Origin of the sequence: Kluyvera huaxiensis (assembly GCF_040149365.1) — a bacterium.
Lineage (GTDB): Bacteria > Pseudomonadota > Gammaproteobacteria > Enterobacterales > Enterobacteriaceae > Kluyvera > Kluyvera intermedia_A.
Window position 1 is genome coordinate 48,429 of record NZ_JBEFLV010000007.1, and the last position, 14,372, is coordinate 62,800.

At 54.2% G+C, this 14,372-nt stretch carries 10 protein-coding genes; 2 read left to right on the forward strand and 8 right to left on the reverse strand.

From position 1 onward, the window contains the following. Nucleotides 1-32: 32 nt before the first annotated feature. Genes ABOC97_RS09250 through tkt form a run of 3 tightly spaced genes read right to left on the reverse strand, consistent with a single transcriptional unit; the run spans nucleotide 33 to nucleotide 2,834 of the window. A complete protein-coding gene (locus ABOC97_RS09250) occupies nucleotides 33-305 on the reverse strand; it encodes a PTS sugar transporter subunit IIB (protein ID WP_349596624.1) in 273 nt (90 codons plus the stop codon). Between the two features lie 33 nt (nucleotides 306-338). After that, complete coding sequence (locus ABOC97_RS09255) at nucleotides 339-803, reverse strand: PTS sugar transporter subunit IIA (protein ID WP_349596627.1); 465 nt, start codon at nucleotides 801-803, stop codon at nucleotides 339-341. A gap of 39 nt (nucleotides 804-842) precedes the next feature. Next, a complete protein-coding gene (gene tkt, locus ABOC97_RS09260) occupies nucleotides 843-2,834 on the reverse strand; it encodes a transketolase (RefSeq protein ID WP_349596630.1) in 1,992 nt (663 codons plus the stop codon). A 465-nt stretch (nucleotides 2,835-3,299) separates the two neighbouring features. Here tkt and ABOC97_RS09265 point away from each other — a divergent pair, with 465 nt between their 5' ends. After that, nucleotides 3,300-4,034 carry a GntR family transcriptional regulator gene (locus ABOC97_RS09265; protein WP_349596633.1) on the forward strand — a complete coding sequence of 245 codons (735 nt, stop codon included), beginning with the start codon at nucleotides 3,300-3,302 and terminating at the stop codon, nucleotides 4,032-4,034. Between the two features lie 171 nt (nucleotides 4,035-4,205). Further along, the gene (gene hemL / locus ABOC97_RS09270; RefSeq protein ID WP_349596636.1) at nucleotides 4,206-5,486 is read left to right on the forward strand and encodes a glutamate-1-semialdehyde 2,1-aminomutase; all 1,281 of its coding nucleotides are present in this window, start codon (nucleotides 4,206-4,208) and stop codon (nucleotides 5,484-5,486) included. Nucleotides 5,487-5,579: 93 nt separating this feature from the next. Here the strand turns inward: hemL and fhuB are convergent, their stop codons facing one another. The 5 genes from fhuB to mrcB all read right to left on the reverse strand — a co-directional run bounded on the left by fhuB (nucleotide 5,580) and on the right by mrcB (nucleotide 14,285). Next, entirely contained in the window at nucleotides 5,580-7,562 is a 1,983-nt protein-coding gene (gene fhuB / locus ABOC97_RS09275) for a Fe(3+)-hydroxamate ABC transporter permease FhuB (RefSeq protein WP_349596639.1), read from the reverse strand. Continuing rightward, complete coding sequence (gene fhuD, locus ABOC97_RS09280; protein WP_349596969.1) at nucleotides 7,559-8,446, reverse strand: Fe(3+)-hydroxamate ABC transporter substrate-binding protein FhuD; 888 nt, start codon at nucleotides 8,444-8,446, stop codon at nucleotides 7,559-7,561. Before fhuD ends, fhuB begins: the two co-directional genes overlap by 4 nt. Before the next feature lie 2 nt (nucleotides 8,447-8,448). Next, complete coding sequence (gene fhuC / locus ABOC97_RS09285; protein ID WP_234505184.1) at nucleotides 8,449-9,246, reverse strand: Fe3+-hydroxamate ABC transporter ATP-binding protein FhuC; 798 nt, start codon at nucleotides 9,244-9,246, stop codon at nucleotides 8,449-8,451. A 48-nt stretch (nucleotides 9,247-9,294) separates the two neighbouring features. Then, nucleotides 9,295-11,514 (reverse strand): ferrichrome porin FhuA, encoded by a 2,220-nt coding sequence (gene fhuA, locus ABOC97_RS09290; protein ID WP_349596643.1) that lies wholly within the window; start codon nucleotides 11,512-11,514, stop codon nucleotides 9,295-9,297. Nucleotides 11,515-11,738: 224 nt separating this feature from the next. After that, entirely contained in the window at nucleotides 11,739-14,285 is a 2,547-nt protein-coding gene (mrcB, locus tag ABOC97_RS09295) for a bifunctional glycosyl transferase/transpeptidase (protein WP_349596645.1), read from the reverse strand. Between the last annotated feature and the right edge of the window lie 87 nt (nucleotides 14,286-14,372).

Here is a 14,372-nt window from a genome sequence, read left to right on the forward strand (position 1 = left end):
CTCTGTAGCAGGGTATTTTATTGCCCACTTAATTAGTGCTGATCAAAGTAGTCTTTTATTTTTTGTTCAACTTCGTTTAAATCGATAATATTATTGATAATAATAACTTTATCTTCCGGTAAATTGGCACTGAAGGCGATGTCTTTCGCCATCACAAATACATCAGCAACATCCGGTGTCACTGACCCCAAATCAGAGTGTTCGACGTCAGCCGTGATATTAATTTTCTTCAGCACTTTCTTGATGTTCATTTCCATCATAAAGCTGCTACCCAGACCTGAGCCACATACCGCCATAATTTTCATAATTGACCTCATATTTTTTCGATTAGGGTATATTTAACAAGAAGCTGACGCTTCACCGAGTAAAATCGCCTGTAAATCTTCTGCACTTTGCGTACTAAAAATTTGCTGCATAACCTCATCATCTGAGAGCACTTCAGCTAACTGCGAAATCATTTCAATATGACTATTACTGTCGGGAGCCGAGAACATAAAAATCGCATCGACCGGGTCGTTATCTTCAGAATTGAACTCCACGGCCTGACCCAGTTTCACAATCGACAGACCCAGAGCCTTTGCACCATGCTCTGGCCGCGTATGCGGCATGGCAATTCGCGGTGCAATGACAAAATACGGCCCAATCTCTTCTTTTTGTTTGATAATCGACTCAACGTAGGCCGGTGAAATTGCGCCTTCTGCCAGCAGCGGGCGAGCCGCAATCTGGATCGCTTCTTTCCAGTCAGCGACTGATTTCACATACTGAACTTTGTCTTTATTCAGCCAGTTGGATAATGTTGGCATGGATATTACCTATTGTTCTCAATGATAAAAAAGTGGCGACTAAAGCATGCTGCGTGCAGTTTGCGTCACATTCTCTTTCGTAAAACCAAAGTATTTAAATAGGACACTGGCTGGCGCTGATTCACCAAATGAACTCATGCCGATAACTTTGCCATCCAGCCCAGTGTATCGCTGCCAGAACCCTTCAATACTGGCTTCAACGGCCAGGCGGTTACGAACCTGCTTCGGTAAGACAGATTCTTTATATGCCTCATCCTGATTATCAAAACGTTCGGTGCAAGGCATGGAAACCACGCGGATCCGACGACCTTCCTGCTGCAAAGTCTGAGCGGCAGCAACGGCCAGCTCAATCTCAGAACCTGCGGATATCAATATCAATTCCGGAACACCTTCGCAGTCCACTAACACATATCCCCCACGGGAAATATTGTTGAGTTGTTCCTCGCTGCGCGGCTGTTGAGCAAGCGGCTGGCGGGTCAGGATAAGCGCCGATGGCCCATCCTGGCGCTCAATCGCCTGTTGCCAGGAGACTGCGACTTCAACCTGATCGCATCCGCGCCAGGTTTCCATATTCGGGGTCAGGCGCAGTGAAGCAAGTTGCTCAACCGGCTGGTGCGTCGGGCCATCTTCGCCGAGACCAATCGTGTCGTGGGTATAGACGAATACCGAGCGGATTTTCATCAACGCCGCCATGCGCAGCGCGTTACGGGCATACTCCATAAACATCAGGAACGTACCGCCGTAAGGGATAAAACCACCGTGCAATGCCAGGCCATTCATGATGGCTGACATGCCAAACTCCCGGACGCCGTAGGAGATATAGTTCCCGCCCGCATTTGCGGCGCTAAAATCGACGGACTTCTGATGTCGGGTCAGATTCGACGGAGACAGATCCGCCGAGCCCCCCATCAATTCCGGAAGCGTATCGGCAAAGAAATTCAAACAGTTCTGGCTGACCTGGCGTGTTGCTAACGCTGCCGGATTGGCCTGCAATTCACGCACATACTGCTGCATGTTCCCGGCCCACTCGGCAGGCAGTTCCCCTTTCATACGACGAGTAAACTCGGCGGCCAATTCAGGCCACTGTTGTGCATACGCGGTGAACAGGTCGTCCCATGCCTGCTCAATCTGAGCCCCTTTTTCTGTGGCATCCCACGCAGCATAAATATCAGCAGGAATTTCAAAAGGTGGGTGTGGCCATTGCAGCTGCTCGCGCACCCGCGCCACTTCATCGGCACCCAGCGCCGAACCGTGGCATTCATGGCTATCCGCTTTATTCGGCGAGCCGAAGCCGATAATGGTTTTACAGCATAAGAGACTTGGCTTATCAGTGACGCTTTTGGCTTCCCGAACGGCGGCATCAACAGCCTGCGAATCATGGCCATCAATCCCTTCAATGACATGCCAACCGTAGGCACGGAAACGGGCGGCGGTATCTTCGGCGAACCAGCCTTCCACGTGGCCGTCGATAGAAATGCCATTATCGTCCCAGACGGCAATCAGATTACCCAGCCCCAGCGTTCCGGCAAGGCCGCAAGCTTCATGAGAGATGCCTTCCATCAAACAGCCGTCGCCGAGGAATAGCCAGGTATGATGGTCAACGATATTAAAACCAGGTTTATTGAATTCAGCGGCCAGCGCTTTTTCGGCAATCGCCATCCCGACGGCGTTTGCCACTCCTTGCCCCAGCGGGCCCGTCGTGGTCTCAACACCGGGGGTATAGCCATACTCAGGGTGGCCAGGCGTACGAGAGTGAAGCTGACGAAATTCGCGAATATCGTCCATGCTCAGGTCGTAACCGGTAAGGTGCAACAGAGAGTAAATGAGCATTGAGCCATGGCCATTCGACTGCACGTAGCGATCGCGATTGAACCATTGCGGATTTTTAGGGTTGTGGCGCAGGTGGTGACGCCAAACAACCTCTGCAATATCAGCCATCCCCATCGGTGCGCCCGGATGACCGGAGTTGGCTTTCTGAATCGCGTCGACGCTCAGGATCCTAATGGCATTCGCTAACTTTCTGTTGCTCATACGTCTCTCTCTTAACCTGGATTATACGTTCAAGAATCATGTTTCTGGGTTTTCTCCCCAGAGCAGCATGAACAGACATGTCGCGCGAAACCTTCATTTTTATCATTGTGTTGGTCAGGCATGCCTACCGACGCCACTTACGTCATCACGGGCAAAAAAAAGAAAAAATAAACATTAAAATACAATTAATTGCTTACTTTTCTTCTTTTCTTACTGCATTCTTACCAGCAGAAAAAACAAGTCTATACATGTTTCACTTGTCTAGTCATCTTGATGATGCACATAGACGTGTCCAGATACAATATGCAAAAATGGATTTTATCGAGATGCGGCATTTGTAAGATCAAATTCGTTAACTTGCTCACAATATGGCGTGAACTATCTAGTCGATAGAAAACAAAGTCAGGCATACATGTAAACAGGACTCAGCGGCGTTCGCGCTCACATTGGTTAGGAACAAAGTCGATGGTTGATGGCATCACAGAGAAGCAAAAAGAGGTAGTCGATTACATTCTCAGGAAAATAACGACGGACAACCTTTTACCCGGAGATAAGCTAGACACCGAGATTGCGATTGCCAAAAATATCGGCATCACGCGAGCGACGGTGCGCGAAGCTACGCGCCTGTTAATCGAACAGCAGCGAATTTATCGCGTAAAAGGCTCGGGTTTATTCGTCGGCTCAATCGGCAAAAGCAATCACTCAGGAAGGTTTCATGCGCTATCGCCTTTTGATTATCAGGCCCAGAAGAATGGCCACAAAGGCGTTAGAAAAGTCATTAAATTCAGCATAATGAAAGTACCTACGCCTGAAATGGCACAATCATTACGCATTAAGAATAGCGACCAGATTTATAAAATATTACGCCTGATGTGTTTCGATGATATTCCCGTGGCACTGGAACATATCCATTTACCCGTGAATATGTTCACCAGCATGGAATTAAGTCAGCTCGAAATTTCCAAATATAGTTATATCGAAAGTATTACCGGGAAAAAGGTCCAGCGCAGGGATCAGAACTTAACGTCCATTAATTTGGTGGACGAAGACATCATTAATTTACTGAATCTTAAAGAGAATGATGCGGTCATGGAAATTGATGAAACCGTTTATCTCGATGATGGCACGCCCTGCGAGGTCAATATTGCCATCATTAACACGCGGATTTTCCCCCTGCGACAGAATTCGAGCCGCTCATAAAGCGGGCTCTCCCTGCACGGTAATCTCCCCACGGAGCTAAATCTGCCCCTCGAAGCCAGATGCGGTCAACCCTGCGCCTCATTTACGCCACAACGGCCAAAAATTTCATAACCTCCGCGTAATAATTTAGAATACCGGGCAAAACTTTTTTCACGAACCAGGAACCTGGCAATGAGCAAATCTGAAAATCTCTATAGCGCTGCGCGTGAACTGATTCCCGGCGGCGTGAACTCGCCGGTACGTGCCTTCACCGGCGTCGGCGGCACACCGCTGTTTATCGAACGTGCAGACGGCGCGTATCTGTATGACGTCGATGGCAAAGCCTATATCGATTATGTGGGTTCCTGGGGACCAATGGTTCTGGGCCACAACCACCCAGCCATCCGTAATGCGGTGATTGAAGCGGCAGAGCGCGGCCTGAGTTTCGGCGCACCGACCGAAATGGAAGTGACCATGGCGAAGCTGGTAACAGAACTGGTACCAACCATGGACATGGTGCGCATGGTGAACTCCGGTACCGAAGCCACTATGAGCGCCATTCGTCTGGCACGCGGTTTTACCGGTCGCGACAAAATCATCAAATTTGAAGGCTGCTATCACGGCCACGCCGACTGCCTGCTGGTGAAAGCCGGCTCCGGCGCGCTGACCCTCGGCCAGCCGAACTCTCCGGGCGTACCGGCTGATTTCGCCAAACACACCCTTACCTGCACCTATAACGATCTGGCATCTGTACGCGCGGCGTTCGAGCAGTTCCCGCAGGAAGTCGCTTGTATCATCGTTGAGCCTGTTGCTGGCAACATGAACTGCATTCCGCCACAGCCAGAGTTCCTGCCGGGCCTGCGCGCCCTGTGCGACGAGTTCGGCGCGCTGCTGATTATCGATGAAGTGATGACCGGCTTCCGCGTGGCGCTGGCCGGTGCGCAGGATTATTACGGCGTAGTGCCGGATCTGACCTGCCTTGGCAAAATCATCGGTGGCGGTATGCCAGTAGGTGCCTTTGGTGGTCGCCGCGACGTGATGGACGCACTGGCGCCAACCGGCCCGGTTTACCAGGCGGGAACGCTTTCCGGTAACCCGATCGCCATGGCCGCAGGCTTTGCTTGTTTGACCGAAGTGGCGCAGCCTGGCGTGCATGAAACCCTCACCGAGCTGACCAATCAGCTAGCGCAGGGACTGCTGGATGCGGCGAAAGATGCGGGCATTCCGCTGGTCGTTAACAACGTTGGCGGCATGTTTGGTATTTTCTTCACCGATGCAAAAGAAGTGACCTGCTACCAGGACGTACTGAAGTGCGATGTTGAGCGCTTTAAGCGCTTCTTCCATCTGATGCTGGATGAAGGCGTGTATCTGGCGCCGTCGGCGTTTGAAGCGGGCTTTATGTCCATCGCCCACAGCGAAGAAGATATCGACAATACCATCGACGCGGCGCGTCGGGTGTTTACGAAACTGTAATTCTACGTCATTGCCGGGGGCGGCTACGCCTTGCCCGGCCTACGTAAGTACACAAGTCTGTAGGCCGGATAAGCGCATGCTTATCCGGCTTTTTTATCGGCTCTGCTTTCTCAGCAGATAGATAAAGTACGGCGCGCCAATGAAGGTCGACAGCAGCCCCGCTGGAATCTGATACGGGAACATCAGCATTCGTCCGCACCAGTCGGCAAACACCAACAGCAGCCCGCCAATCAATGCCGAAATCACGATATGCGGCATCGTACGACGGAAACCCATCATCCGCGCGATATGCGGCGCCATCAGCCCGACAAAGCTCAGCGGCCCGATAGTCAGGGTTGCCGCCGCCGTCAGACATGCGGCGAGCAGCAGCAGGCCGACGCGCGCAGGCGTCAGCGCCATCCCAATGGAGCGAGCCGTTTCACCGCCGAGCGGTAAGATAGTGAGCCAGCGACGGCACAGCGGCACCAGCAGCAACAGCACCAGCATGGCAATTGCCGATTGCACCACCTGCTTACCGGTGGCGTTATAGGTCGAGCCGGAAATCCATGTCAGAATTTGCGCCATGCGCGGATCGCCGCTGGCCTGGAGCATCATCAGCAGCATGGTAAAGGCGGTACTCAGCGCCATCCCCGCCAGCAGCATACGCTGCGGCGAAAAACCACCGCGACCGGCAGCAACGAGAATCACGATAAGCGTCACCGCAGCACCCAGACTCCCGGCTGGCAGCAGCCAGCCAAAGGCATTTCCCGGCACCATAAACAGCATCAACACCACGCCAAACGCAGCGCCGGAGCTTATTCCCAACACTTCCGGGCTGGCCATTGGGTTGCCGGTTAAGCGCTGAATAATACAGCCAGCCACCGCCAGCATCACCCCGGCAATCAGCGCCGATGCGATACGTGGCCAGCGCCACTGCAGCAATTCATCAAGCAGCGTACCGGTTGCCCAATGCCATCCATGCGCATCACGGCCTAGCGCCAGTGCAACAAAAATTCCCGCCAGTAAAATCACCAGCCCGCCCAGCACGAACCACTGCACGTGATGCCGCTCACTCGCTACGCTATCGCTAGCGTTCATCGCCGGTGCGCTCATACTGCGTAGGCGTGGCAGCAACCACAGCAATAGCGGTGCACCAATCAGCGCCGTAATCGAACCGGTTGAGACCTCCATCCACACGCGGGTCAGCCAGAGGATCAACTGATCGGAGAGCCACAGGATCAGCGCACCAATCAGCGGTGCCAGCAGTAAGCGCGAGAGCAGACGCCGTGCACCGAGCATTTTCGCCAGCAGCGGCGCGAACAGGCCGATAAAACCAATGATCCCTACCGCATTCACCAGCAAGGCGCTGATCACGATAGCCAGCGTCAGTGCGCCCAAACGTGCTAATGACAACGCCAGTCCCAGATTGCGGGCCACACCGTCATCGAGCCCCATCAGGGTCAGCGGACGCAGCAGCAGCAGGGTCAACATCACGCCGCCCAGCAACTGAGGCCACAGGCGCTGCACCACGCTCCAGTCGGTCTGCGTCAGCGTTCCTGTACTCCACAGGAACATGCTTTGCAGCTGGTCGTGATGGAATAACACCATCAGCTGGTTGATAGCGCCGCAGTACAGGCTGACCACCAGCCCCGCCAGAATCAGCGTCACCGGAGAAAGGCGCTTGCCCCACGCCACGCCGAACACCAGCGCCCCGACGATACACGCCCCTGCCAGCGCCGCAAATTGCGAAGTCAGCACGCCCGGAAGCGCCCACAGCGTGGTGACGGTCATTCCGAGCTGGGCGCCGGTCGCCACGCCAAGCGTGGTCGGCTCCGCCAGCGGGTTTCGCAACACCTGCTGGAACAACACACCAACCAGCCCTAATCCTGCGCCAACTAACAACGAGACAGCCAGACGCGGTAGCAGACTGTAGTGGAAGAGCATCTGGTCGATAGCGTCAATATCAGGCTGACGCATCGCCTTAAACCACTGGCTATTAGGTAGCGCGATGTTGAAGTTAAACCAGGTCAGCGCCAGTGCAGTAACAAACAGCACTAACAGCAAGATGGCGGCAAATGGCGACAGTTTCGCTTTCACGCCTTGCCTCCGAGAGAATTATCCAGAATCCGCGCAAAGTTCATAGCCGATAGCGTCGCACCGTAGAACCATACCGCCGGAACAATCTGTAGGCGGTTAGCACGGACAAACGGCATCGCCTGCCACAGCGGAGTAGCCGCGAGCTGGCTCATTTGGGCGGCGTTGCCGTGGTCAAAACACAGCACATCGACGTCTTTATAGGCCGCAAGACGGTCGATCCCGACCGCCGTGCTGCCCCAAAAATTGGTTTCGCCCTGCCAGGCATTTTTCACGCCCAGCCGGTCGAGGACTTCCTGGAATAGGCAGTTAGGGCCGAACACCAGCATGTGGCGCGGATCCAGCAGCGAAACCATCAGCAGCGGACGGTCACCACGTTGTTTAAATCGTGGCTTCAGGCCATCGATAAAAGCATCGAACTCTGCCAGATGGCGTTGCGCTACCGCCTGCTTATCCAGCATCTCTGCCATCTCCAGCAGCGAGCGCCGCGCCTGGGCCAGCGGCTGTTTACCATCGCTGAAGGCAAAGCTGCGGCCTGGGGCAATTCTGGCCAGGATCTCCGGCGAAGGCCCATAGCCTGCCGACCAGACGAGCATAGAAGGCTTCATCTGCGTCAGCAGTTCGAGGTTCGGCTCGGTACGCAATCCGACGTCAATCACCGAGTCCGGCAGCGCCGGTTCGTTAACCCACATCCGGTAGTTAGGAATATCCGCGACACCGTAAGGCGTGACGCCCAGTGCCAGCATCAGTTCGACGGGCAGCCATTCCAGTGCCACGATACGTTCGGCACTAATCGGCGCGGCCTGCGCCTTTTGCATCTGCCACAGCAGCGGTGAGAGCGCCATCGCCGTCAGTAAACGGCGGCGGCTAATCCGATTATCAGCCATCATCAATAGACAAAACTTACCGGTGCAGCACCGGCTGGATGAGGCAGGATGCCCATTGGAATACCGTAGATTTTTTCCAGCGTTTCGCTGCGCATCAGTTCATTCGGCGTGCCCTGAGCAATCATCTCGCCGCCGCGTAGCGCGACCAGGTAATCGCAATAGCGCGCCGCCATATTGATATCGTGCAGCACGGCAATGACCGTTAACCCACGCTGTTCGCTTAAGCGATGCACCAGCGCCAGGACATCAACCTGATGGGCAATATCCAGCGCCGAGGTCGGTTCATCGAGCAGCAAACAGCGGCTGTCCTGCGCCACCAGCATGGCAATCCACGCACGTTGACGCTCACCACCGGAGAGACTATCAACCAGACGCTGCGCCAGCGGTTTTAATCCTACCAACGCTATCGCCTCATCCACTTTCTCACGATCGGCGACGCCAAAGCGCCCAAGCGCCCCATGCCACGGGTAGCGGCCAATGGCCACCAGTTCACGCACCGTCATCCCTTCCGCCGGCGGCAGCTGCTGCGGCAGATAGGCAACCTTACGGGCAAATGCTTTGCTATTCCAGCTTTCCAGCGGCTGGCTATCCAGCAGGATATCGCCTTCTGACGGTGGCTGATGGCGGCCGAGCATTTTCAGTAACGTGGATTTACCCGAACCGTTATGACCGATAAGACCGGTCACTTTGCCCGCAGGGAAAGTTAAGGAAAGTGGGTGAAGCAGCGTACGGCCTGGAACGCGAAAAACGACCTGTTCCAGAGAAAAGGTCGTATCAGAATGAGTTGTGTTGTCCTGCATAACCGTCAACATGTTAAAGGGCGCGGAAAATCCGCGCCCTGGAGGTGGTTAGAAACGGAACGTTGCGGTAGCAACAACCTGACGCTCTGCGCCCCAGTAGCATGCATATTCGCTATAGCAGCTGGAGACGTATTCACGATCAAACAGGTTATTGACGTTAACCGCGACAGACGATCCCGGCAGGCCGAAGCGCGCCAGATCGTATTTCACCATCGCATTAGCAACGGTGTAACCGCCGACGTTAAACGAATCATTCTTCTTCCCGGTTGTCGTGTCGTATTTGTAATAACTAACGGTTGAACCGGTATAACGCACACCCGCACCGAAGGTCAGGCCACTGAGCGCGGTATCGTAGAAGGTGTAGTCAGTCCACAGAGAAGCCTGATTACGCGGAACTTCTGCTGGGCGTTTGCCTTTGAAGATGGTGTCTTCAGTATATTCAGCATCGTTGTAGCTGTAGGCAGCGGTCACGTTGATATTTTCGTTAACAGCGGCTTTCGCTTCCAGCTCAAGACCACGAGAGCGAATTTCACCCGTTTGAACGCTGTACAGACCCGTAGAGTCGTTCGGATCAGACGTCAGGTTTTTGTTCTTGGTCAGCTGGTAAATAGCGGCTGTCAGCACAACTGGCATATCTTTCGGAACGTACTTCACGCCGGTTTCATACTGCTTGCCGCGAGAAGGATCGAATGGCTTGCCTTCTTTCGTGGAGCCAGACGTCGGTTCGAAGGATTCACTGTAGCTGAAGTATGGAGAAATACCGTTATCAAACAGGTAGTTTACACCGCCACGCCAGGTGAACTGCTGGTCGTGATTCATGGCTTCATTACCGTTGGTACGGGTCAGCGTTGACGTTTTCGCGTAGTCATAGCGACCACCCAGCGTCAGCACCCATTTATCCCATTCCATCTGATCCTGTGCATACAGACCCGTCTGCTCCATGCGGTTCAGAACCTGGTATTTCGCATACGGACCGCTGACGTCGATGTTCGGGTTACCGTACTGTGGATTCTGCATATTCAGAGAATCAGCAGAACCGTACAGTGCATCAATGTCGTTGCGCATACGTGAGTAATCAACGCCAGTAAGCAGCGTATGACCTACGTCACCGGTCGCAAAGTTGGATTGCAGCTGCGTATCCACGGTAAAGGTATTGAGATCTTCGTCGGAACGAACGTAGTTACGTTTGATATTACCGGCGCCGTCATAGCCAAAGCCGTACACGGAACGGTAAAGCGTTTTCACCTGGTCGTAACGCAGATTCTGGCGCACGGTGAAGGTATCGTTAAACGCGTGAGAGAAGCTGTAGCCCACCATCTGCTGGCGTCGCTGCATCTTGTTATCTCTTTCACCTTCGTTGAAGTCGGTCGGCAGCTTGTGCGAGTTACCGTTAGCATCAACGTAAGGAACCACCGTGCCTTCACGTGGCAACCAGCCGTAGTAACCGGCATCTGGATCGCTCTGGAAATTGCTCAGGAAAGTGAAGTCAGTTTTATCATCCGGACGCCAGCTAAAGGACGGCGCCACCGCATAACGGCTGGCTTTCGCCATATCCTGCTGGGCATCCTGGCTGCGACCTAAACCGGTCAGGCGGTAAGACCACACGCCCGCGTCATCAATAGCATCACTGAAGTCAAAACCGGTCTGCCAGAGGTTGTCAGTACCCATTTTGAACTGAATTTCACGCAGCGGTTCAGTGGTCGGACGCTTGCTGACCATGCTAACGACACCACCCGGGTTGCTGTTGCCGTAGAGCACAGACGTTGGCCCACGCATCACTTCTACGCGTTCCAGGAAATAAGGGTCCATCGAAATTTCAGAATAGTTATTACCCTGAAGCTTCATACCATCCAGATATTGGTTGGTGTTAACGGTGGTTGGTGCAGTAAAACCACGAATGGAAACAACATCATAGGTCGAGGAGCTGCCACGAGTGGAGAAGACGCTTGGCGTATAGGCCATTGCATCCTTCACGGTCGTCGGCTGACGAATATCCATCTCCTGACGGGTAATCACCGAAACAGACTGCGGCGTCTTTTCAATCGGGGTATCCGTTTTGGTTGCCGTTGCCGAGTGCTTGGCAGCAATCGTCGCTGCCGGGCCCCAGGCACTTTCCTGAGCCGCTGGAGCTGCGGTAACGGTGATGGTTTCTTCTTTCGGTTTATCTGCAGCCTGTGCGTAAACAGACATGCCGCTAACCGCTGTGGCGACTACGACTGCGAGTTTACGCAGCGAGTGGGTTGGCTGAGCAGTTTTAGGACGCGCCATTGGTATATCTCTAATGAAGTGAATGATAACGTAAACGAGAATTATTATTATAACCGAAAGCATAATAGGACAGCCGATGGACGCATAGCAAGCGATATAAGCCCCTACCAGAATTAAGGGGTTAAGAAATAAACAGATGAAATAAATGCGTTAAAAAAAAGCAAAAAGAGATGTAAAAAAGCCCCTGTTTAAAACAGAGGCTTTTTATTTAGGGCAAGACAGGATTAATTACCGCCGAACATATCCTTGATCCAACCTGCGACGCCTTCGCCGTCTTTTTTCTCCTGCGCCGGCTGCTGCTGCTGTTGTTGCTGTTGCTGCTGCGGCTGTGAAGAAGACGAATCAAACGGGTTCGCTGACTGCTGCTGTTCTATCTGCTGCTGGCTCTGCTGGCAGAGCGCATCCGGGTCTGTCGTCCAGACTGGCAGCATACGTAAGCCACCGCCGCCGCAGATAAAGTTGCCGTTATCATCAACGCCCATGTTGACGACATCTTCAGGCGGCGTCAGCTCCAACGCGATAGGCGACTCGCTCGCCAGGTAACGCTGATAAATCGACATCGCCCCGCTAGCGCCGTACAGCTTGGTCGGCTGGTTGTTATCGCGACCGACCCAGGTAATCACCACTTCACGCCCGTCAATCCCGGCAAACCAGGTATCGACGTTGTTGTTGGTGGTACCGGTTTTCCCTGCCAGATGCAGGTTCGGATATTTAGCACCCAGCTGACGGCCGGTACCGCGTTGAACAACCTGCTGCATGGTCCACAGCGTCATGTAAGCCGCCTGTGCCGGAACGGCACGCTCAGCCTGCGGGAAGCTCTGGTACAGCACGGTTCCGTCTTCGGCAATCACCGAACGCAGCGCCGACAGCGGTGCACGATTACCGCCGCTGGCAATAGTCTGGAACGCCTGCGCCACTTCAATTGGCGTCAGGTTCAGCGCCCCCAGCAGCATTGCCGGAACGGCGTTGAGCTGATCTTTCGGTGCCCCCAGCTTCAGCCAGGTGTCGGTCACGGCTGGCAGACCCAGCGCCATCCCGAGGTTAACGGTCGGCACGTTCATCGAACGAGTCAGCGCATCCACCAGCATCACCTGGCCGCTATAGCGACGATCGTCGTTCTGCGGCGACCATACCTGGCCATTTGGCTGACGCAGAGCAATCGGTGCATCGGCAATCCAGGTATTCAGGCGATACTGATTCGGCTGGCTTAACGCCGTCAGATAGGTTGCTGGTTTTGCCAGAGAACCAATCGAGCGACGTGCCTGCATCGCACGGTTGTAGCCGGCGAACTGCGGCTCGGCACCACCCACCATGGCTCGAACTTCACCGCTGAAACGGTCCACAACCACCATCGCCGTTTCGAGATCGCTCAGCTTGCGCTGTTTCTTCAGTACCGGAATACCTTCAGTCGCCGCTTTCTCTGCCGCATCCTGAGCAACGGAGTCGAAGGTGGTGAAGATTTTCACGCCGGACAGGTCTTTGACCTTATCGCCCAGCTTCGCCTGCAGCTCCTGACGCACCATCTGCATAAACGCTGGCTGCGGTGAAATCACCCCACCGCGCGGCTGTACGCCCAGTGGACGGGCGCTCAGCATGTCATACAGTTCCTGGTCGATAACCTTCTGCTGTTGCAGCAGGCGCAGAACCAGGTTACGACGTTCCAGCGCCAGTTTCGGGTTACGCCACGGGTTGTAGACCGAGGCCCCTTTCACCATGCCCACCAGCAGCGCCTGCTGGTCAAGACTCAACTCTTCAACCGGACGGCCAAAGTAATAGAGGCTCGCCAGCGGGAAGCCGCGAATTTCATTGTCACCGCTCTGACCGAGATACACCTCGTTCATATACAGCTCAAGAATGCGATCTTTGCTGTAGCGAGCGTCCATGATCAGCGCCATGTACGCTTCGTTTGCCTTACGCCAGTAAGAACGTTCGCTGGAGAGGAACAGGTTTTTCACCAGCTGCTGGGTCAGCGTACTCGCCCCCTGCACCGTCCGTCCGGCGGTCAGGTTCGCCAGCACCGCACGCCCCATCGAGTAGAAGCTAATGCCATCATGCTCATAGAAATGGCGGTCTTCGGTCGCTATCAGGGTATCAATCAGCAGGTCCGGGAAACCGTTGCGCGGGACAAACAGACGCTGCTCGCCGTTTGGCGAAGACATCATGGTAATCAGGCGCGGGTCGAGGCGGAAGAAACCGAACTGGCGGTTGCTGTCCATATTCTCGATGGTTTCCAGATGATCGCCATCAAAGGTCAGACGCGCGCGTACCTGCCCTTCTTTACTGTCCGGGAAATCGAACGGGCGGCGAATCATCTCGATGCTGTTAGCCTGCACGGTAAATTCGCCCGGCCGCGTCATCGCCGTCACCTGGCGATACTGGGTTGCCGTCAGCAGCTGCACCATCTCTTTTTTACTGATGGTCATATCCGGCTCAAGGTTGACCATACGGCCATACACCGCCGCCGGAAGCTGCCAGACTTTACCGTCAATACGGCTACGGATTTTTTGATCCAGATAAACGCCGTAAATCGCCATCAATACCGCAAAGACGATGCCGAGTTTGACCAGGAACCAGAACCAGCGGTGTTTACCGCGCGGTTTGCTTCCTTTACCGCCGCTTTTACGCGAACGCGGTTTTTCATCTTCGTATTCATCATCATCATAATCGTCGTCATACTCATCGTCTCTGAGCTGTCGACGGCTTACCTTTTGTTTTGCCGGACGTGCAGGTTTCCCTTTCCGTCCAATCGGCTCGCGGTCATTCCCCGCCATGCTTTCTCTCCGCAACATTCAGGCATAAAGGCCTGATTCTCAATTCTTCTGTCACAGGACAGAAGAAGATATCTCTCAATTTTGCTC

Bases quoted from the DNA above. Each gene is read 5' to 3' on its own strand.
- ABOC97_RS09250 (WP_349596624.1), bottom strand. From the start codon at position 305: ATGAAAATTATGGCGGTATGTGGCTCAGGTCTGGGTAGCAGCTTTATG.
- fhuA (WP_349596643.1), bottom strand. From the start codon at position 11,514: ATGGCGCGTCCTAAAACTGCTCAGCCAACCCACTCGCTGCGTAAACTC.
- ABOC97_RS09255 (WP_349596627.1), bottom strand. From the start codon at position 803: ATGCCAACATTATCCAACTGGCTGAATAAAGACAAAGTTCAGTATGTG.
- fhuC (WP_234505184.1), bottom strand. From the start codon at position 9,246: ATGCAGGACAACACAACTCATTCTGATACGACCTTTTCTCTGGAACAG.
- ABOC97_RS09265 (WP_349596633.1), top strand. From the start codon at position 3,300: ATGGTTGATGGCATCACAGAGAAGCAAAAAGAGGTAGTCGATTACATT.
- hemL (WP_349596636.1), top strand. From the start codon at position 4,206: ATGAGCAAATCTGAAAATCTCTATAGCGCTGCGCGTGAACTGATTCCC.
- tkt (WP_349596630.1), bottom strand. From the start codon at position 2,834: ATGAGCAACAGAAAGTTAGCGAATGCCATTAGGATCCTGAGCGTCGAC.
- mrcB (WP_349596645.1), bottom strand. From the start codon at position 14,285: ATGGCGGGGAATGACCGCGAGCCGATTGGACGGAAAGGGAAACCTGCA.
- fhuD (WP_349596969.1), bottom strand. From the start codon at position 8,446: ATGGCTGATAATCGGATTAGCCGCCGCCGTTTACTGACGGCGATGGCG.